The organism is Nocardioides sp., from assembly GCF_035576065.1.
Classification (GTDB): domain Bacteria; phylum Actinomycetota; class Actinomycetes; order Propionibacteriales; family Nocardioidaceae; genus Nocardioides.
The window spans coordinates 1-19,670 of sequence record NZ_DATLWX010000018.1; the positions used below are offsets into that span (position 1 = coordinate 1).

18 protein-coding genes and 1 pseudogene are annotated in these 19,670 nt (G+C 66.5%); 4 read left to right on the plus strand and 15 right to left on the minus strand.

Annotated features, from left to right (window positions below; genetic code table 11):
• The 5 genes from VNJ48_RS09505 to VNJ48_RS09525 form a co-directional block, all read right to left on the minus strand.
• A partial coding sequence (locus VNJ48_RS09505) for an ATP-binding cassette domain-containing protein (protein WP_325600189.1) occupies positions 1 to 129 on the minus strand: 129 nt, incomplete at its 3' end.
• 313 nt (positions 130 to 442) lie between these two features.
• The gene (locus VNJ48_RS09510; RefSeq protein ID WP_325601445.1) at positions 443 to 1,735 is read right to left on the minus strand and encodes an alpha/beta hydrolase family protein; all 1,293 of its coding nucleotides are present in this window, start codon (positions 1,733 to 1,735) and stop codon (positions 443 to 445) included.
• A gap of 364 nt (positions 1,736 to 2,099) precedes the next feature.
• Positions 2,100 to 2,288: a LuxR C-terminal-related transcriptional regulator gene (locus VNJ48_RS22600; protein ID WP_349255866.1), complete on the minus strand. Its 189-nt coding sequence runs from the start codon at positions 2,286 to 2,288 to the stop codon at positions 2,100 to 2,102.
• 52 nt (positions 2,289 to 2,340) lie between these two features.
• Positions 2,341 to 2,997, minus strand: a complete 657-nt coding sequence (locus VNJ48_RS09520) for a response regulator transcription factor (RefSeq protein WP_325601449.1) — start codon at positions 2,995 to 2,997, stop codon at positions 2,341 to 2,343.
• Positions 2,994 to 4,151, minus strand: a complete 1,158-nt coding sequence (locus VNJ48_RS09525; RefSeq protein WP_325601451.1) for a sensor histidine kinase — start codon at positions 4,149 to 4,151, stop codon at positions 2,994 to 2,996. The genes VNJ48_RS09520 and VNJ48_RS09525 overlap by 4 nt, the downstream gene beginning before the upstream one ends.
• Before the next feature lie 260 nt (positions 4,152 to 4,411).
• Here VNJ48_RS09525 and VNJ48_RS09530 point away from each other — a divergent pair, with 260 nt between their 5' ends.
• Positions 4,412 to 4,600 (plus strand): hypothetical protein, encoded by a 189-nt coding sequence (locus VNJ48_RS09530; RefSeq protein ID WP_325601453.1) that lies wholly within the window; start codon positions 4,412 to 4,414, stop codon positions 4,598 to 4,600.
• Positions 4,601 to 5,029: 429 nt separating this feature from the next.
• On the opposite strand, the gene VNJ48_RS09535 is transcribed toward VNJ48_RS09530, so the two are convergent.
• A complete protein-coding gene (locus tag VNJ48_RS09535; protein WP_325601455.1) occupies positions 5,030 to 6,454 on the minus strand; it encodes an alpha/beta hydrolase family protein in 1,425 nt (474 codons plus the stop codon).
• Positions 6,455 to 7,170: 716 nt separating this feature from the next.
• On the opposite strand from VNJ48_RS09535, the gene VNJ48_RS09540 reads away from it, so the two are divergent.
• Entirely contained in the window at positions 7,171 to 7,404 is a 234-nt protein-coding gene (locus VNJ48_RS09540; RefSeq protein ID WP_325601457.1) for a hypothetical protein, read from the plus strand.
• 428 nt (positions 7,405 to 7,832) lie between these two features.
• Here the strand turns inward: VNJ48_RS09540 and VNJ48_RS09545 are convergent.
• The 3 genes and pseudogenes from VNJ48_RS09545 to VNJ48_RS09555 form a co-directional block, all read right to left on the minus strand.
• Positions 7,833 to 9,112 (minus strand): annotated as a pseudogene (locus VNJ48_RS09545) (IS3 family transposase).
• A gap of 153 nt (positions 9,113 to 9,265) precedes the next feature.
• Positions 9,266 to 10,618 (minus strand): NAD(P)/FAD-dependent oxidoreductase, encoded by a 1,353-nt coding sequence (locus VNJ48_RS09550; RefSeq protein WP_325601459.1) that lies wholly within the window; start codon positions 10,616 to 10,618, stop codon positions 9,266 to 9,268.
• Positions 10,615 to 10,821 carry a hypothetical protein gene (locus VNJ48_RS09555; protein ID WP_325601461.1) on the minus strand — a complete coding sequence of 69 codons (207 nt, stop codon included), beginning with the start codon at positions 10,819 to 10,821 and terminating at the stop codon, positions 10,615 to 10,617. The genes VNJ48_RS09550 and VNJ48_RS09555 overlap by 4 nt, the downstream gene beginning before the upstream one ends.
• A gap of 161 nt (positions 10,822 to 10,982) precedes the next feature.
• Between VNJ48_RS09555 and VNJ48_RS09560 the strand changes: the two genes are divergently transcribed.
• The gene (locus tag VNJ48_RS09560) at positions 10,983 to 11,387 is read left to right on the plus strand and encodes a heavy metal-responsive transcriptional regulator (protein ID WP_325601463.1); all 405 of its coding nucleotides are present in this window, start codon (positions 10,983 to 10,985) and stop codon (positions 11,385 to 11,387) included.
• 266 nt (positions 11,388 to 11,653) lie between these two features.
• A complete protein-coding gene (locus VNJ48_RS09565; protein ID WP_325601465.1) occupies positions 11,654 to 13,630 on the plus strand; it encodes a copper resistance protein CopC in 1,977 nt (658 codons plus the stop codon).
• A 24-nt stretch (positions 13,631 to 13,654) separates the two neighbouring features.
• Here VNJ48_RS09565 and VNJ48_RS09570 read toward each other — a convergent pair whose 3' ends face one another.
• The 6 genes from VNJ48_RS09570 to VNJ48_RS09590 form a co-directional block, all read right to left on the minus strand.
• A complete protein-coding gene (locus VNJ48_RS09570; protein ID WP_325601467.1) occupies positions 13,655 to 14,509 on the minus strand; it encodes a F510_1955 family glycosylhydrolase in 855 nt (284 codons plus the stop codon).
• Between the two features lie 202 nt (positions 14,510 to 14,711).
• On the minus strand, positions 14,712 to 15,728 hold the full coding sequence (locus VNJ48_RS22650) for a M56 family metallopeptidase (RefSeq protein WP_414689936.1): 1,017 nt from the start codon (positions 15,726 to 15,728) through the stop codon (positions 14,712 to 14,714).
• Positions 15,725 to 16,084 carry a BlaI/MecI/CopY family transcriptional regulator gene (locus tag VNJ48_RS09575; RefSeq protein ID WP_325601469.1) on the minus strand — a complete coding sequence of 120 codons (360 nt, stop codon included), beginning with the start codon at positions 16,082 to 16,084 and terminating at the stop codon, positions 15,725 to 15,727. The genes VNJ48_RS22650 and VNJ48_RS09575 overlap by 4 nt, the downstream gene beginning before the upstream one ends.
• Positions 16,085 to 16,181: 97 nt before the next feature.
• The gene (locus tag VNJ48_RS09580) at positions 16,182 to 18,422 is read right to left on the minus strand and encodes a heavy metal translocating P-type ATPase (protein ID WP_325601752.1); all 2,241 of its coding nucleotides are present in this window, start codon (positions 18,420 to 18,422) and stop codon (positions 16,182 to 16,184) included.
• A gap of 80 nt (positions 18,423 to 18,502) precedes the next feature.
• Complete coding sequence (locus VNJ48_RS09585) at positions 18,503 to 19,417, minus strand: hypothetical protein (protein WP_325601471.1); 915 nt, start codon at positions 19,415 to 19,417, stop codon at positions 18,503 to 18,505.
• Between the two features lie 35 nt (positions 19,418 to 19,452).
• A complete protein-coding gene (locus VNJ48_RS09590) occupies positions 19,453 to 19,659 on the minus strand; it encodes a heavy-metal-associated domain-containing protein (RefSeq protein WP_325601473.1) in 207 nt (68 codons plus the stop codon).
• Positions 19,660 to 19,670: the final 11 nt, after the last annotated feature.

Consider the following 19,670-nt stretch of genomic DNA (forward strand, 5'->3'; position numbering starts at 1 on the left):
GGTGGTGGATTTTCCGGCGCCGTTGGGGCCGAGGAAGCCGGTGACGCGACCGGGCTGGGCGGTGAAGGAGACGTTGTCGACGGCGGTGAAGCCGGCGTACCTCCGGGTCAGTGACTCAACAGTGATCATGGGGTCAACCCTCGCGGCATCGGGTCGTGCGCACATCGGTTCGATGGCCAGTCTTGATCCAACCGAAAGTACGGCGCCGGGCCTGTTCCTGAGGTCGATCTCACTCGGAGTGGCTCTGCGTCGTCAGGTCCAGGACCCTGCACGCCACCGCGACCGGCACCCTGGAGCAGGCACCGGTCGCGGCCAGTTCAAGGACGAGAGGGCCGTGGCCACGACGTCGTCGCGAACCCATGATCGGCAACCTCCCAGCGTGGACGAATCCTCACAGGTCAGGTGTCAACCAAAGTCTGGGCAGACCCCGACGGTCCCACCGTCAACGTTGAATTGTGGTCTTGTACTTGACGTGGTCGAGGTTGGGCTGTTCACCGGCGAGTGCGGCCCGAGCCTTGGGGTCGGCGTTGAGTGTGTCGCGAAGGAACGCAGTGGTGTAGTGCGCCACGATGCCCAGGGGTCGCTTGTCCCAGACGGCGTCCTTGCAAAGCCCGTCGCGGAAGAAGGAGTCCTGGGTCCAAGGGAGCTTCTTGCACGGGTCGACGAAGAGCATGTGGCCTGCGCCGGGAAAGGTGACGAGCGTCTTGTCCCTGCTCGCTGCGTGGTCGTAGGTGGGTTTCGCGCCCCACGTGTAGGGAGTGCCTTCGTCGACCGTTCCACCCATGGCCATGACGGGGACCTCAAGTTTTGCAAGGCCGCGCTGATCGAAGAGATATGCGTCGCCGGCCATCGAGATCACGGCCTTGACTCGCGGGTCGCCCATGGACGGCCACAGGCCGGAGGGGACCTCGTCAAGTCCGGCTCGGGTGGCCATGTCTGATTCCTTGGGAACCACGGGACCGCAGAAGAAGTTGCGGGGATCATCTGCTGACAGCGCCGCGCAGCGGGCCTTGTAGGCCGCGAAGTCGAACCGTGCACCACCAGCCGCGAGTGCGGTGTACCCGCCGTAGGAGTGACCAACGACGGCGATGTTGTCCAGGTCGATCATTCCGGCCAAAGGCGCTCCGGGCTTGGTGAGTCGTTCCGCATGGTCGATGGTGCGCCCGATGTCGACAGGCCTGTCGATCAGCGCCTTCCAGAATCCAGTGAGCGACCCGTCGAAGGTCTCGTTGTGTTCCGACCCGAGAACGACATAGCCCCGTGATGCGTAGTGCTCCACCAACGTGCTGTACACGATCGGGCTCAGCCCGTAGCCATGGGAGAAGACCACGAGCGGGTATGGCTCAGCGGTCCGTTGGGGTCGGCCGTTCTTGAGCGCTGCGCCGACCGAGGTGATGTTCTTGCCTGGTGTGATCTGCTCGTCGAACTTGTTGGGCGCGGTGTACGTGATCTTCGCCGGCTGCTTGTCATCAAGTCGGCGTGCCGGGTACCACGCCCGCAGCGTCAGGGATCGCCGCTGGGCACCGGTGGTGGTGAAAACACGATAGCCAACCGCGTGCGTGCCTCGGGCTGCGTAGGTGAGCGAAGGGGGCGAGGTCTCCCCCGTTGCTGAGATGTTGGATGGTGAGGTGGTGGGTGGTTGTGCCGATGTGGACCCGGTAGTCAGCAACCCGCCGGCAACGAGTACGGCGAGGCCGCAGACGGTAGTGACGAGTCGGGTTCGGTGGTGTTTCATGGTCGTCCTTTCGGGGGACTTCATGGGATGGGGTGCACCGCAGCAGTGCCCCGAGCGCGACGGCGGCCAGGACATGGAGGAGCACTCAGGGCAGATAGGAGGCGTGGCGCCACCTCCGGATCACTGATTCGCCGTGATCGTGGGCTCAACCCTCGCGGCATCGCGTCGTGCGCACATCGGTTCGATGGCCAGTCTTGCCTTGACCGAAAGTACGGGGCCGGGACTGTGCCTGAGGTCGGTCGCAGGGCGATGGTGCAGCGCCCGAGCGGCTACGAGCTCATGAGGCCGCTCTCCCAGGCGTAGGCGGACAGCTCGACCCGGTTGCGGGCGTCGATCTTGGTCGGGAGGCTCGACAGGTGGGACTTCACCGTACCCCCAGGGAAATATGGAGTTCTTCGGCGATCTCGGCGTTGCTCCGCCCTCGGGCTGCTGCGCGGAGGACCTCCTCCTCCCGGGCGGTCAGAGGGACGGCGGGCTGCCGGACCTCGGCCGATGGCGCCACCTCGGAGAAGTGGTCGAGCAAGCGGACGGTGAGCGACGGCGAGACCAGCATGTCCCCGCGGTGGGCGGCGCGGACCGCTTCGAGCAGCAGGTGACGAGTCGCGTCATGGCTTGACCCGCTTGGTTTCGTACGCCCAGATGGCGATCTCCACGCGGTTCCGCGCTTCGATCTTGGTCATGAGACTGGACAGATGAAACTTCACGGTACTGAGACTGATGTGAAGTTCCTTGGCGATCTCGGCGTTGGTCCTGCCGGTGGCCACGGTGACGAGGACCTGTTCCTCGCGCTCCGTGAGGGGACTGAGCGGTTGCATCGGGGTCGATGACGTCGCAGTCTCGGCGAACTTGGCGAGGAGGCGAGTCGTGATGGCCGGTGCGATGAGGGCATCGCCCTCCGCCGCGGCGTGGATGGCCTGGACGAGCAGCTCAGGCCCGGCATCCTTGAGAAGGAACCCCTTGGCGCCTGCTCGCAGAGCGCCGCTGACGTAGGCGTCGGTGTCGAAGGTCGTGATGACCACCACTGCGAACGGGTCCTCGACGTCGGGCCCGGCCAGGAGCCGGGTGGCTTCGACGCCGTCCAGGTGTGGCATGCGGATGTCAAAGAGGCACACGTCCGGACGCAGACGGTGCGCCAGGTCGACTGCTTCGCGCCCGTCGACCGCCTGTCCGACGACTTCGATGTCGGGTTGCCCGTTGAGGATCGTGGTGAGACCGCTGCGGATGATGTCCTGGTCGTCAGCGATGAGTACGCGGATGGTCACTCTGGCCTCCCTGAGCGGGGGATGACGGCTTGGACGGTCCAGCCACGCTCCGGCAGGGGACCCGCCTGGAACGTTCCTCCGAGCAGAGTGACACGTTCCTCCATACCGACAAGACCGTATCCGTGGCCCCGCGATCCCGGAGCAACTCGATCGCCATCGTCGGTGACACTCAGGTGCACAGCCTTGGCTTGACCGACAACGACGACGCGGACACAGGTTGCGTGAGGGGCGTGCCGCTTGGCGTTGGTCACTGACTCCTGAGCGACGCGGAACATCGCGGCCGGGACGCCGGGACGCAGGGGGTCCAGGTCTCCTCGTACGTCTACCTCGACTCGCGGGCCAGCTGTCCCCTGAGCGGTGGCGAGCTCCTCGATGTCTTTCATGCCACGAGTCGCAGGCATGTCTGATGCTTCACCTTCGCGGCGGAGGGCAGCGACTACCGAACGCATCTCCGTGAGGCTGAGTGTCGCCTGCTTCTCGATGAGGGAAAGACTCTCGACAGTCCCTGCCAGATCGCCTGCGGTGACCAAGACCTTCCCCGCCTGGGCCTGGATGGCGATCGCTGAGACGTGGTGGGCCACCGTGTCGTGCAGTTCCCGTGCAAGCGTGTCGCGCTCTTCGAAGCGGACACGTTCGAACTGTTGGTTTCGAACGATGCGGCGGTACCGGACGGAAGCGCCCAAGGCGGCTGGGAACAGCAGCACTGGGAGTCCGACCATGACATCCGCAGCGCTCGTCGAAGGGGAGATGACGCTCATCGCCCCGCCCGTCAGTGCGATCGCGGAACCGATGGCCGCCTGGCGACCCGTGCCCCACCGGAACAGTGCGTAGATGAGAATGAGTACGGCCAATCCGACGTTCAGCGAGAGGCTGTCGGCGCCGACAACTGCCACGGCGAGGTCGACCGCCATGGAGATCCCGAAACCGAGCGCTACTGCGGCTACCGGATGCGTCCTACGCCACAGCGTGGCCGTCGCCAGCACGAGGCCGACGACAAGGCCCGCCCACCGCCAGGTCATGTCGGTGCGGAAGCCCACTTCAGCCAGTGCCGCGCCGGCGATCAGCGCAAACAGCGCCCAGTCGCGGGGCAGGCGTTGCGGTGGCCTCTCGACGTCGTCGGCATCAGTCTGCAGCCAGTCATGGGTTGTCCTCACCTGCCAAGCGTAGGGACGCGAGCGCGGATCCGGATCGGCTGAAAGCCTCGTGTCTTCCTGTTCCTTCGGCCAGGCCCGGCTGATGGTCCGTGCGGTCCCGCGCGGAAGTCGCCGAAAGTATGGGATTTCGCCCGTGCCGGAGGCCAGGCATATCGAGCCGGAGGACCGGTGGCACCGAGCAGGACTTCAGTCTCAACCAGACCTTCGTCGTCACGTCGCTCCTGATCGTGGGAACCCCGGCCCTCATGATCTTGTTCTCCATGGCACTGCCCACCCGTTGCAGCCGCATGCTCAACCTTGTCGTGGCATCGCTCTGCATCCCCATCGCCGCGTTCAACGAGGTCGACGAGTCCTGGGTGTACTTCTACGGCCTCGGCGCCATGGTCGAGGTGGCAATCCTCGCCTACATCCTTCGCTCCGCCTGGAGCTGGCCCCGCACGGCGCCGTAGGTGGGAGCTGCACCGGTGCAGGCCTCGCGTGGCCGTCGGTCAACAGGGGCCACCGGGCAACCTACGCAAAGGATCGAGTGACGCATGACCACGGACGAAACCGCGACGCGGGGGGTCGGGTTGCGAAGTTCCGCAGCTCTTGCGGCACCTGGGGTCCTCGCCTTCACCATCCCGCCGTTGCCGTCTATCTCATCGGTCTCGCGGCAAGTGCCGTCCTTTGCAGCCCTTGGGCTTGGGTGATCGGCGCGTGGGTGGCACCTCTGGCCTAATGGGCCGCCAGCAGTTGGCTGGTCGACTTCTCCTGCGTCGCCTGAGCCTTGCCATGCTGCCGACTGGCTTGGCGCGGTCGGTCGCCCTCACGTCCTGCGGCCGCCCGTCGGCGTACGACGCGGTGAGCCCTCCATCCCCGAACGCTCGGACGGGCCCTACTCATTGACGCGGATAGGAGGTCAGGGTTCCGTACTCACCAAGCTCGGTGACGAGGTCAGCTGCACCTTGGCCCACAGTCGCGTCGAGAAACGCAAGGGTCGTGGCCGTTGTGGTCTCGAAACCATGGGTTCGGCTCAGCGAGCCGAAAAGTGACGGGACCGGTGGGAAGAACAGGGCCGCGTCAGTAAAGCTCAGGTGACCCGCCCTTGGGACCACCAGCCGGTAACTGGGTGCCGCGCTGAGCTGAAGCACATTCTCCAGCTGGCGCTCATACGTGGCGTCCCCGGCCTTGCTCCCGGTGCCCGCCCCAGCCACCAGTGCTAACAGTGGCTGCTTCAACTGTTCTGCCGGGACGTAGCGGGGGAACCCGTCGATGTTGACGACGGCACGGAAGCGCGCGTCCTGTGCGGCGGCTTGGATGGCGGCACCGCCGCCCAGGGAATGGCCGGTCACGACAGATCGGCTTGTGTCGAGGCGACCATGGAGCAGGTTGCCGGGTCGCTGATTCAGGCGTTCGAGCTGGGTGAGGGCGAACTGCAGGTCTGCTGCCCGGATGGCCGTCCACTCCGCGGCGGCAAGGTCGTCCGCGGCCTCGTCCCCCGTGGCCGCCAGTCGACTCCGCAACACCGTCCCGTCGCCGAGTACGACGGCCGCGGAGTCATACGGGTGGTCAAGTGCAACCACGACGTAGCCATGACTGGCGAGCTCCTGCGCCCACGCCGTGTTCTGCGTGCGCACCCCGCCCAGGCCCGGGGAGAACAAGACCACCGGGGAGCCCCCGGACCGGGTCGCAGCGGGTGCCCCTTCCGCTGCGCTCGTCCGGGCCCGCGCGGCGTCGTTCAGCACGAAAGAAGGGAATCCGTAGCTGGCGCTCATCCCGCTGGCCGTGGTCGAAGCTGCACTCGCGGTCGGTGCCAGGTATCGGGCGCCCTGGTTGGTCCGTGTCTGGGTCGTCGACGGATACCAGATCTGAACGACCACTGTCCGGTGGTCAGCGCGATGCGCCGTGGCTGGCTCTTCTCGGTCGACGTCGATCCACTCCATGACGGTGGTGCCGACGGACGCGGGCCCCGTCGGCGTTGGAAGCAGGACAGGACGGAAGGCCCAGGCGGCGGCGCCGCCAAGTACAGCCAATGCCACGCAGCCGACTGTCGTGACGATGGCTGCGCAGCGCAGGCCGACGCGAACCCGGCGAGTCCGGTCGGGGGTCTTCCTCATTCGGAGCAGGCCCACCGCCAAGGCAATGACGCCCGCGACGGCGACCGGCACGTGCTGCCAACGGAGTCCGACGTCCGACCACGCGACGAACCCTGCTGACGCTGCCAGTGCACTTGTCGTGATCAGCGCCCTGCGCCGTATTGACAACGGCATCCACATCGCCGCAGCGATGAGGCAGGCAGCCCCGGCGAACAAGATCTCGATCATGGGGCCCCCCTCAGGGCGATGGCAGAGAGGACTGCGGGGCGGCTCACGACGTGGCTGCCAGGCAGGACATCGCTGCGGGCCGGCTGGGTGGTCGTGGTGGTCACGTTGAGCGACGGTAGGGGCCGCTACAGCTGGGAAGGGTGGAGCACGTGTGAAGGTTCAGCGAGGGTGGCGAGGCTCACGGGTCGGACGGTGTTGAAGATCATCATGGTGACGACGCTGGACACCTACAGCCACATGCGGCCGGACGCCGACCAAAGCACACGAGCCGCCATCAGCAATGTGATGACGGCCCGTGCGGATTCTCTGCGTTCTGCGGACTCCCTGCGGACTGGGGGAGTCGGCGATGCCTAAACCCGCAGGTCAGAGAGGTGGTGACCCCTAGATGTCGTAGTACTACCAGAACTGCGTTGTTTTCGCTGGTCAGGGACGCGTGGTCATGCGCCGTGTCACGTCCATGTCACGCGCCCCTTCAGGCAGACGCACGGCCAAAACCGATGGAACGAGAGGCCTCAGCCCTGGAAACCGTAGATGGGGGCCCTTGTCCACTACCAGCCATCTCGCACTGTTGGCCTCGCTCAACCGCGTACTTCAGTTTCGGACAAGGTCAGCGAGTACTGGGCAGGGAGTCACAGGTATGGATGACCATCTACGATGTAGGGTAGTAGTATCAGGAGAAGGCGCATCCGAGTGTTTCTTAGACCAAAGGAAGTCCCATGGCTGAACTCCTCTACCCCCTTGCCCTTCTCGCTTGTCCGCTCGGCATGGGCGCGATGATGTGGATCATGATGCGCGGTAGCAAGTCCACAGCCACGGTGGGCCCGGAGTCCACCAGCAGCGCCGACGAACTGACGCGTCTACGTGCCGAGGTCGACCAGCTGCGCGCAGGGCAGCAGCGCGGCGAGACCGGCAACTACTCCACCGGTGCCGGCTCCGTGGATCGCGGCTGATGGAGACGTTTCTCCCCGTGGGTGTCACCGTGGTGGCGCTCGTCCTTACCTACTTCACCTGTATCCGGCCGATGCGCCGAGGTCACTGCATGGTGGCGCCCCCAGGTCGCGAGTCCGTAGAAGATCCAGCCCTGTCGCAAGAGATCGCGCAACTTCGAGGCGAGATCGCGGCACTGCGAAGCGACGACCTCGGACACCACGACCGGGGATCGAGCCCCAGGGCCTGAGGCGGAAGAGATGAGCGGTTGAGTGCGGCAGATGGCGGCGGGCTGAACCAGTGGACGGCTCGTACCGCAGCCGTAGTCGCGACCTTCCCGGTCTGGTCAAGTGGCGTGCGTTGTCTGGACCTGACGGAGGAGCTAGGGGAGCTCGCGCGCGCGATCCTGATCTCGGAAGGTCTGAACCGCCCCGGCGAGTCCGGAGACTTTCTAGTTTGAGACTCCAACGGTTGTCGGGGTCTGGTGGTGAGCGTAGTGAGCGTGCTCTGCTTCGACGGGTGTGAGGTCGTCGCAGTATTCGAAGGGCCGGCGGTGGTTGAACCAGTCGACCCATTCGGCGGTGGCGATCTCGAGGTCATCGACGCCTTTCCAGGGCTGCCTCGGCTTGATCAGCTCGGTCTTGTAAAGCCCGATCACCGACTCGGCCAGGGCGTTGTCATACGACGAGCCGACGGCCCCTGTCGAGGGCTTGATCCCGGCGGTCGCGAGGTGCTCGGAATAGGCCACGGACAGGTACTGAACGCCGTGGTCGTGGTGCGCGATGAGCCCGTTGAGCATTGCCTTCGCGTTGCCGTGTCCAGATGGCCTGCTCGACCGCGTCGACGACGAACTGGCTGGTCATCGTGGTCGCAGTCGACCAGCGCCTAAGATCCGCCGGGCGTAGGCGTCGATGACGAACGCGGTGTAGCACCACCCCGACCATGTCGAGACATAGGTGAAGTCGGCCACCCACAGCCGGTCAGGTGCGAGCGGCGCGAAGTTCCGGTCGACCAGGTCCAGCGGTTTCGGTGTGCGCGGGTCGCTGATCGTGGTCCGCTTGACCTTCCCGCGCACGGCGCCGGCCAGGCCGAGCTCGCCCATGAGTCGCTCGACGGTGCACCGTGCGATCGGCGGCGCACCGGCCCGACGCTCTCGGTTCAGCGTGAGCCACACCTTCCGGGCTCCGTAGACGCCGTAGTTCGTGGCGTGGACAGTGGCGATCTTCGGCTTCAGCTCCGCATCGCACACCTCGCGTGCCGTCAGTGGACGACCGCGGTTGCTCGTAGTAGGTCGATGGGGCGATCGTGGCGCCCAGCTCGGTGAGCTGGGCGCAGATCGACTCGACACCCCATCGCAGACCGCCCTCGTCGCGGCGGCCCGCGACAGAGTCGATGTAGGTCACGATCAACGCTGTGGCCGGTCGAGTTCGGCCGCGAAGAAAACCGATGCGCTCTTGAGGATCGCGTTGGCGCGCTTCAGTTCGGCGTTCTCTCGCTTCAACCGCTTCAGCTCGGCTGACTCCTCGGTGGTGACGCCGGGCCGCTTGCCACCGTCGACCTCGCCCTGGCGGCACCACTTCCGGATTGTCTCCGGCGTCCCAACCCCAAGCAGTGTGGCCACCTGCGTCATCGCGGCCAGTCGGACTCATGGTCCGGTCGGATCTCAGTGACCATCCGGACCGCCCGCTCACGCAGCTCTGCCGGATACCTCGTAGACGTTCTCCCTGACATGACTCCATCCTTCCCAAGGACTGGAGTCTCCGGACTCGCCGGGGCGGTTCATGCTGCCTCGCTTCGTGGGCCGGTGCGAAGACCCTGTCAATCAAAACACTTTCACATGAGTCGGGGCACCTATCGGACATCGAGTCGTGGGTTTCGTGAAGCTCAGAGCATGGAGCCGAGGTCAGAGCTGACGGTGGGATAGGCGGCGGTCATGGACTTCAGCTGACGGGTGGTCAGGTCGAGCTTCATCGCCAGGGCAAGGAAGTTGATGAGTTCGCCGTACTCGGGCCCTAGCAGGTGCGCGCCGACGATCCGGTCGTTGGAGCGGTCGATGAGGATCTCGGCGGCTGCGGTGGTCTCACCGACGCGGTAGTTGGAGTACCAGTCGCTGGTGTCGTTGTAGCGGACGTCGACGTCGATGCCTTGGTCCTTGGTCTCTTGTTCGAGCATGCCTACCCGGGCGAGCTCGGGAATGGTGAACACCGCGGTGGGGACACCGGCGTAGTCAGGGACGGTCGTGGTGGCTTTGAGCATGTTGGACGCGGCGACTTTGCCCTCGAAGGCAGCCACCGGTGTCAGCGGCATTCCCGGGGTGTTGGCGGAGTCGCCGGCGGCGAACACGGCCGGGTTCGTGGTGCTCTGCAGGTGAGCCGCGACGTTCACTCCGTGCTCGTCCCACTGGACCCCCGCTGCGTCGAGCTCAAGGCCGGACAGCTCGGGTGTCCGACCTGCGCCATGCACTATGAGGTCGAACCCCATCGTCTCGGACCGGCAGGATCGTTCCACAGTGACCTGGTAGCCGCTATCGGACTTTTCGATCGCGGTGATGTCCGTTGAACGCTGTAGCTCAATCCCAGCCTCCGAACCCCGGGTGATGAGGAGTTCAACGAGGTCGGGGTCGAACCCCTTGAGGGGACGGGGGCCGCGGTCGATGATGACCGGCACGCTGCCGGCACGGGCCGAGATGTGGGCGAACTCGAAGGAGATGAACCCACCGCCGACGAACAGGATCCGCGGCGGGAGCACAGTCAGGTCCAGGAAGTCGGTGCTGTCGACCAGGTGTTCGTGCCCGGGAAAGTCGAGCGGTCGTGGGCGTGCACCCGTGGCGATCAAGAAGTGTGCCGCCTCGTGGTGGGTGCCATTGATCTCGATGCTGTTCCGGTTGGTGAATCGGGCTGCGCCGTGAAGGGTGTCGATGCCGTTGCCGGTGAGGCCGTCCTCCATTTTCTGTGGGACTGGGTAGGTGAAGCCGTGCTTGTGCTTCATCAGATCGGCCCAGTTGATCGAGAGGCCCTCGTCTTGGATGCCTTTGCCTCGCATCAGTCGGGCGCTGTCAATGATTTCTGCGCCGCGGCGCAGGATCTTTTTCGGGTCGCACCCCCGCAGAGCGCAGGTGCCGCCATAGGGGAGCGCGTCGACGATGGCGACGTTCCAGCCCTGCGAGGCGCACTTGTGAGCAGCGGAGGCACCCGCCGTACCGGCACCGATGACGATCAGGTCGTAGCTGCGGGTCATAGCAAGATGCCGTCCTGGCTGACTAGTGCTGCGCGGAGCTGCTCGATCGTGGGCGCCCCTGCCAGGCCGTCGGGTGTGCGGTAGATCCGGCACGACAGGCCGACCCCGTCACCCGGCTCGGCGAAGGCGTCGACGCCATCCACCAGGATGCTCGGCGAGCCGTGGAAGCCCACCCGTTCGGCCTCCTCGATCGTGTCGACCAAGCGACGCGAGACGGTCAGATCCGGGCGTTCTGCGGCGAGGGCGGCAAGATGCTCGTCGGCGATCCTCCAGCTGGGGCAGCCGTCGAAGTACAGCAGGGAAATGTCCAGGAAGCGACCGTAACCTTGATCCGTGGTGCAAGGTCAAGTACTAGGATGGACTGATGCTGATCGGAGAGCTCGCCCACGCTGCCGGCCTACCCAGCCAGACCATCAGATTCTACGAACGCAAAGGCCTGCTGCCCGCAGCCGAACGTGGAGCCAACGGCTACCGCAACTACGACGAATCCACGCTTCCTCGATTGCGCTTCGTTCAGAGCGCTCAGGCAGCAGGCCTCACGCTGGCCGAGATCGGCACCGTCATCGATCTTCGCGGGGACGGCAATGTCCCTTGCTCCCATGTGACGACACTGATCGAGCGCAAGCTCATCGAGGTGCGAGCGCGCATCAAAGACCTGGCGTTGCTCGAGTCAGAGCTCAAGGTTCTCATCGAACGCAGCCACCGTCTTGATCCGGACGACTGCACAGACGCCGACGTCTGCAACATTCTGTCCGCCGTCGAGGGTTGAACAGCGCACACGCAGCTGTGTCAAGGTCCGCCCCCGCCCCTAGAGGACGGCGCACCGGTCAGGGCCCTTTCGCAACGCCGATTCGCATCAACTGTCTCAGTCAGGACGACTGCGCCGACTGAGGGGCCGGCCCCGGGTCAGATCCTCCGATGAGATCGCGTATCGACGGGTCCATGCTTCGACCGAGTTCGCGCCACGGACGTACTCATCTACGATGCTGCTTCGTAGCCGAGCGGAGGGTGTGGGTGTCTTACAGGGTCCGGGGTGTGACGGCGGGTACAAAGCGCTGGGCGGCATTGACCGTTGCCGCCGTGCTGTTCGTCCTCGTGCTCCCTGCTGGACCCGCGTCCGCCCACGCGACGCTTCTGTTCACGAGTCCGACGGTCGACGGGGCGGTGCCGAACTCGCCACCGATCGTCCAGCTGGTGTTCGACCAGCCGGTTGTCGCCGGCAAGACGTCGCTGTCCGTGCTGGGCGACAACGGCCAGGCCGCGACGCTCGGTCCAGTGCAGACAGGTGAGGACAGCAGCGTGGTCCGCGCTCAAGTCCTGGAGGAGCTGCCCGCTGGGGAGTACAGAGTCGAGTGGCTGGCGGTCGCCCTCGATGGAGACTCGATGATCGGCGACTTCCGCTTCGTGGTCGGCTCCGGATCCGTTCTGAACGCCAGTGGAAGTGGAACCGAGACGCAGGGCGCGTTGCCTCTGGCAGTGCTTCGGTGGAGCCTTTTCGCCGGGTTCGCCGTGGTGCTTGGTGGACTCGTCGGCGGTCGGCTGACACGGCGGACGGCGTCGGCGCCCGAGCCTTGGTTGAAGATCGGTGCAGGGACGGCCCTGGCCTCTGCTGTAGGCCTCGCTGTGCTGGTTGCGGGGGTTGGGTCCTTCGCGAGCGGGCTCGACCCCGACCGGGTCCTTGGCCTCGTTGACTCGACTCCCGGACTTGTGGCCGTCGTCGAGGTTGCTGCGCTTGCGATCGGGCTGGGAGCCCTCGTAGCCGGCCAGCGTCGGCTGGCGGGGGTGGCCGTCCTGGCAGTGCCGGTGGCGGAGGGGTTCCGGGCCCACCCAGGCGTTGAGGCCGGCACCTGGGGCGTCGTCCTGATCGCCGTTCACCTCACGGCCGTGGCGGTGTGGGCCGGGGCCCTGGTCCACGTCGTCCGTGTCGGCATCGCGTTGCGTCTTAGGGGAGGCCGGGCCACGCCTGTTGTCCGAGCATATGCACGCATGGCACTTGCGTTGTTCCTGATCGTGTCGCTGACCGGGACAATTGCCGCCCTGGCGATCATCCCGCTCGACGACGTCGCAGGCGCCCTGCTCGGCACCTCGTACGGCCGCTGGTTGCTGATCAAGCTGAGCTTCGTCCTCCTCGTGGCCGCGCTGGCCACCTGGGCGCGACTACATCTCGGTCGTCACCCCGAAGCGGTCCAGCCGGCGATCTCGGCGCGCGCGGAACTGGTCGCCATCGCCGGTGTGGTGGCGATCTCGAGTGTCCTGACCGTGTTGGCGCCACCAATCTCGGCAAACAGTCCACTGGCGTTTCCGCCACCAGACGTCGGACCTTCGGTCGGCCTGGGGTCGAGGACCGGCTTCATCGGGGTAGGGGTGTCGGCGAGTCAAGGTCAGGTCGTCGTCAAGCTGACAGCGCCGCGCACCGTTGACACGCAGAACCGCGAACAGGAAGCCATGAACTTGATCGGCAATGTCGCCCCTGAGGGTTCGCCAGCGCGCCGGGTGGAGTTCCGCAGATGCGGCGTCGGCTGTTTCGTCGCGCCCGTGACCTGGGTCGAGGGGGACAACGTCGTCACCGTCCGCGTCGACGATGCGACCTGGGGAGGTGGCAGCGCGGCGGTGACAGTGGCTTGGCCGCCACGGTCAGAGGAGCGCCGGCTCGAGGAAGCCGTGGACCGGATCCGAGAGGTCGAGCACTTCACGCTCCACGAGCAGGTCACCAGCAACACCGCGACCGGCCTCGGGAAGCCCATCCGCTTGCGCTTCAGCGGCCTGGAGTACTTGGCGGCCGGCCCGTTCGGCTCGGGTCGCGCAGTGACCGTCACCCGCCATCAGGTGCACCCCAACGGCGAGGTGACGCTTGCGCTGGCATACCCGGCCGAGAAGGTGTTCGTCCTTCTCACCGTCGATCGACAGAACCGAATCGTGCGCGAGGTGCTCGCCAGTGGCGAGCACCTGGTCACGCGAACGCTCGTGTACGACGAACGCGGGTCCCACGAGGACCATCGGCACGACGAATGAGCCAGCGGCGTCCGCCAGGACAGGTCACTGCGCGATGGTGGACCGGAACGTGGCGCCGCCATCGGTGGAGAGCAGGACCGTGCCGTTCGCGGCGGCGTAGATCTCGTCAGCCGAATGAACGGTGAGAGCCTCAGGCTGCCCGCCGACATTCCCGCGCTCGGTCCAGCCGGCGTCGGGTGAGTCCGCGCTGTAGATGACACCGTCCGGTGTCACGCCCGCAAGGGTTCCGTCATCGGCCCACCCGACGAACACCATCACCGGAGCCTCGGGGAGGACCTCGAACGTGCTGCCGCCATCGGTCGACTGTTTCAATCCCTGCTCGGTGGTGGCGATCAGGATGTTCTCGTCGTCGGGGCTGACGGCGAAGTCGGCGATCGGTTCACGGCTGAGCTCCTGCCATGACTCCTTGTCGTCGCTGACCAACAGCTGCCCGGTCATCGAGTTCAGTCCGTAGACCCGGTCGTGGCGGTACTCCAGGGCATGGAAGTCAGCCTCGCCCCCCAGTGAGAGCTCCTGCCAGGACTCTCCGCCATCCGTGCTCTCGATCAGCCCGACCGCGCTGGGACCACCCTGTCCCTCGCCGGGATGCCCGCTGGCCAAGAAGTTGTCGGGCCCGGCCACGGTGAAGCCCATGTAGTCCTGGACCTGATCCGTGACCCGGGCAGCGGCTCCGTCCTCGATGCGGAAGAGCCCGTAGTGCGTCCCGGCGTAGACGGCGCCGCTGCCGGGGTCGACACCGATCCCATGGATGTGCTCCATCTGCGGTGCCTGCGCGGAACCGCTCGCGTCGTTCGGGGTGCTTTCCTCATCGGACGAGCACGCGCTTGCCGCCAGCAGGACGAACATGGCAAGACCCAGCGCAGGAGCGGACTTCTTCATGGACATGACCTGACTTGTCGAAGGAGCGGACGTCGCCCTCTACTATAGCGAGTAGTAGTGCAGGTGGTGTCTCATGCCGTCCGCGGAGCACGTCGCAACCGAGGGTTGAGCTTCGACCGGCCGTGCCGGCACCCTTGGTCGCTCTGACCCGATTGGGCTGCGTGCACCCCTCGTTGCGGGCGCGAGCCCTGCGGCGTCTCCCTCAGGAGGACACAAAGGGACAGATGTCCATGGCTGCTGCGCAGATCGCGGGCGCCGAGGTGACCAAGGTGGGGCCCGTGAAAGCCGTGAGCGCTCCGAGACCGAGCAGAGTGATGTGAGTTGCCCCCAGGCGCAGCGGCGGTTCGCTGAGTCTGTGGACGCGAGCGACCGCCGAGTTTCCAGCTGCAGCGAGGGCGCCAGCCGGCGAGGCGGGCTGGGCGGTTGCCAGGGTGACTAAGGCATGTCCGAGACGTCGACGCGAGCTACGACGCAGATCTGTCCCCCGATCAGGGTCCGTCGCCGTTGCCCTCACGGCTTGGTCATCTGCTGCCATCTCCAGCAGGACCGGCACCTCACTTGCTCCGTAGCGGAAAAGCGGCACCCAACCAAAGGCAGAGCAAAGCACGGCTGACAGCTGAGCCGCCACGTGATGCCGCTGACGCAGGTGTGCCCGCTCGTGGGCGAGCACCAAGCGAAGCTGGTCGTCGGCGAGCAGGTCAAGTGATCCTGTGCTGATGACAATGGTGCCGCGACCGCGGCTGGGCAGGCAGTACGCAGCCGATCGATCATCGTCGAGCAGGACCAGGTCCTCGCCCTGGTCTCCTCGAAGTCTGCGTCCGACTAGCAGGAGCCGCTCGAGCTGAGCGCGTCGCGTGCGCCGAGCATCACGGGTACTGGTCGCAGCTGACCACGCGACGCGTCCGAGCGTTGCGATCGCCACTAGGAGGCCGGACACTGCCAGAGCAAGGGATTGAGACGCATCGGTCTCCCCGCGGAGGACCAACTGGCAGCGGGCCAGGAACTCGCCGAGCCCACCTGCCGCCCCGCCGGTCAGCACCGGCGAGGCCAGTGCCGCGGCTCCGAGGACAACCGACGACAAGACGCCGAAGCAGAGCGCTTGCCACAAGGCGACCGCAAGTCGAGGAGCGTGCCTCGGCCATCGAGCCCTGGACAACGGCTGGCCGGCAAGCCCGCCGAGGAGGGCAGCGAACCCGAGCAGCAGCAGGGGAGTTGTCATGACGGTTCACGCTGGTCGAGGAGCGCGCGCAGCGACGCGGCCTCATCGGAGGCGAGCTGACCGACGAAGTGCATCAGTGCCGCCCCCCGGTCGCCGTCGCGGGAGAGCGCCTCCTCCATCACTTCGGCTGTGTGCTGGGCCCGGCTCTGAGAAGGCCTGTACACAAAGGCGCGTCCCGATCGTTCACGCGCGACGAAGCTTTTCTGGAAGAGGTTGTCCATCACGGTCATCACGGTCGTGTACGCGCGGTTGCGGCCGTCGGGCAGCGCCTCGAGAACCTGTCGTACCGACAGCGGTTCGCTCGAGGACCACAGCTGCTCCATCACGAGCGCCTCGAGGTAGCCCAGGTTCCGCATCCACTGCTCCCAATCATCGTCTCCAAGGGCATCGTCAAGAACCCCTAGGTGACATAGTAGTTGATTCGGGGTCACACCAAGCTGGGTTCTGGTCCGCTCAGTTGACGGCCTTGAAGCGTCGCAACCGCAGGCTGTTGGTCACGACGAAGACCGAGGAGAAGGCCATGGCAGCGCCGGCGAGCAACGGGTTGAGCATGCCGGCGGCTGCGAGGGGGATGGCGGCGACGTTGTAGGCGAATGCCCAGAACAGGTTGCCCTTGATGATCGCCAACGTGCGCCGCGCAAGCCGGATCGCGTCGGCGGCCACACGCAGGTCGCCTCGCACGAGGGTGAGGTCGCTGGCCTCGATGGCCACGTCGGTGCCCGTACCCATGGCCAAGCCGAGATCTGCCTGCGCCAGGGCGGCTGCGTCGTTGACTCCGTCGCCGACCATGGCGACCACGCGGCCCTGGTTCTGGAGCCGCTTGACTGCCTCGACCTTGTCGGCGGGGAGGACTTCGGCGATCACCGCGTCGGGTTCGATGCCGACTTCGGCGGCGACCGCTGCGGCGACGGTCAAGTTGTCGCCGGTGAGCAGAACTGGGCGGAGGCCGAGCTTGCGGAACTGGCGGATCGCCTCGGCGGAGGTGGGTTTGATGGCGTCGGCCACCACCAGGACCCCGCGGGCGTGCCCGTTCCAGGCGGCGATGACGGCGGTGCCACCGTTGCGTTCCGCTGCGGCAGCGGCCGCCCGGACGTCGTCGCCCACGCTGACACCCCGCTCGGTCAGCAGGCGGAGGCGGCCGACGATGACGTCGTACGCCGCGTCCTCAACTGTGACCTTGGCCTGCACTCCGAGACCTTCGATGTTGGAGAATCCTTCGACCGTGGGGAGTGGCCCGTGGTGCTCGGTCGCTGCAGTCGCGATGGCACGCGCGATGGGGTGCTCGGAGGCGTCCTCGATGGCGCCGGCGAGGAGCAGCAGCTGGTCGGCGTCCTCCCCGTCGGCGGGCACGGCGCCGGTCAGGGTCATCTGGCCGGTGGTGATGGTGCCGGTCTTGTCGAGCACGATGGTGTCGACCTTGCGGGTGGACTCCAGGACCTCGGGGCCCTTGATCAGGATGCCGAGCTGGGCGCCCCGGCCGGTGCCGACCATGAGCGCGGTCGGGGTGGCGAGACCGAGGGCGCACGGGCACGCGATGATCAGTACGGCGACCGCGGCGGTGAACGCCTGAGCTGCTCCGGCGCCAGTGCCGAGCCAGAATCCGAGCGAGCCGGCCGCGATGACGATCACGATCGGCACGAACACTCCGGAGATGCGGTCCGCCAGGCGCTGGACCGCGGCTTTCCCGGTCTGGGCCTCCTCGACCAGTCGCGCCATCTGCGCGAGCTGGGTGTCGGCACCGACGCGGGTGGCGCGCACGACGAGCCGACCACCAGCATTGACCGTCGCGCCGACCACGGTGTCGCCAGGGCCGACCTCGACGGGGACGGACTCGCCGGTCAACAGGGAGGCATCCACGGCAGAGACGCCGTTCTCGACCACGCCGTCGGTGGCGACCTTCTCGCCGGGACGGACGATGAACTGCATGCCGACGGTCAGGTCGTCGACCGGGATCCGCTCCTCGACCGGGCCGGTGGGGCCTTCGCGGAGAATGGCCACGTCCTTGGCGCCCAGATCCATGAGCGCACGCAGCGCGGCGCCAGCCTTTCGCTTGGCTCGCTGTTCGAGGTAGCGGCCGGCCAGGATGAAAGTGGTCACGCCTGCCGCGGCCTCGAGGTAGATGTTGCTCGAGCCGTCGGTGCGGGCGATCGTGAGCTCGAAGGCGTGCTTCATCCCTGGTTCGCCGGCGCTGCCGAAGAACAGGGCGTACAGCGACCAGCCGAGCGCTGCCTGCGTGCCGAGCGAGATCAACGTGTCCATCGTGGACGTGCCGTGGCGCAGATTGGTCCAGGCGGCGCGGTGGAACTGCCAGCCGCCCCAGACCACGACGGGGGCGGCGAGGACGAGTGAGGCCCACTGCCAGTTGGTGAACTGCAACGGCGGCACCATCGCCATCGCGATCACCGGGACCGTGAGGGCGATCGAGACCCACAGCCGGTGCCGCAGCGTGGCGGTAGCGTGATCCTGTGGCTCTCCGTCGCCGTCGGTGGCTCCGGCCTCAGCGGCGCTTCCGGCCGGCCGGTGCACGGTGGCGCCATACCCGGCCGACTTGACGGTGGCGACGAGGTCGTCGGTCGAGAGCGTGATCGGGTAGGTCACCTTGGCGCGCTCGGTGGCGTAGTTGACCAGTGCAGTCACGCCGTCGACCTTGTTGAGCTTGCGCTCGATCCGGTTGGCGCACGACGCGCAGGTCATCCCAGTCAGGTCGAGCTCGACGTCAGCGGACTGTGCCTGTGATGTGGGTGCGGGGGAGGTGGTCACGATGATTCTCCTGGTCAGTGGCCGTTGTGGCCGTTGTGGCCGGACTCGGCCGGAGTCGGCGTGCTCGGCTGGGCCGCGCCGTCGTTGGCAGCGCCGAGAGCGAAGGACGCGGTGCGCACTACTCCGTTGTGTTGGAAGTCGAGGAACAGCCGGTAGTCACCGGTGCTCGGAACGTCGGCGAAGAACACGACGTCCGGGCCAGGCTCGGTGACGCCGTCGCTCGGAGTGCCCTCGGGGTGTACGTGCAGGTAGGCGAGGTCGCCCTCGCGAAGCGCAACGAGGTGGCCGTAGGCGCCGAGGTAGGGCTGCAGGTCGGTGACCTGCTTGTCGTCCTTGGTGACGTTGAGCGTGAGTCGGGAGTCGGTGCCTGCGACGAGCTCGCCGTCGATGGTGACGTCGTACCCGTCCACCGTGCTTGTCCGTGACTCGTCCGTGTCGACGACCGGCTGATACGAGCCTGCGACCGGGAGGTCTGTGCCGAGTGTCAGTGCCTCACTGCCGGTGGGCTTGAAGTCCGCGAACAGTCGCCAGTCGCCGGCAGTGAGCGACAGGTCGGTCGACCACCTGCCGTCGGCAGCGAGGGTCGGGTGGACGTGCTGGAAGCCGGAGAAGTCGCGACGTACGGCGATCAGGTGCAACCGTTTCTCGTGCTCGATGTCGTATGCAGTCACGGCCTCGCCGTCGGGCCCGGTGATCCGGAACGAGACGGACACCGAGCGCCCTGGGGTGGCGGAGCTCTGAACCAGGTCGAACGAGTAGCCGGCAGAGGAGACCATCAGCCCGCCGGGAAGGTCGGAGTCGGCGCCCCGGGCAGGCGTCTTGGATCCGCTCGTCGACTGGAGGTTCGTCGCCGTATCGACTGCGGCGTCGACACCGACGGGGCCGGTGCCACGGCCGAGCATCAGCGTGAGGCCGAATACCGCAGCCACAACCGTGACGAACGCGGCTATACGAACGGTTGCATTCATGCGAGCTGATACCCGGCTTCCTCGATTGCGCCACGCACGACGTCGCGATCGATCGGCGCAGTGCTGGTGAGGGTGAGGGACCCGGTCTCGAGAACGACATCGACCTGCTCAACGCCTGGGAGCTCGCGAACTTCCTCGGTGACTGACGCGCCGCAATGGCCGCAGGTCATGCCGGTGACGGTGTAGGTGCTCGTGCTGGCCATGGGGTGCTCCT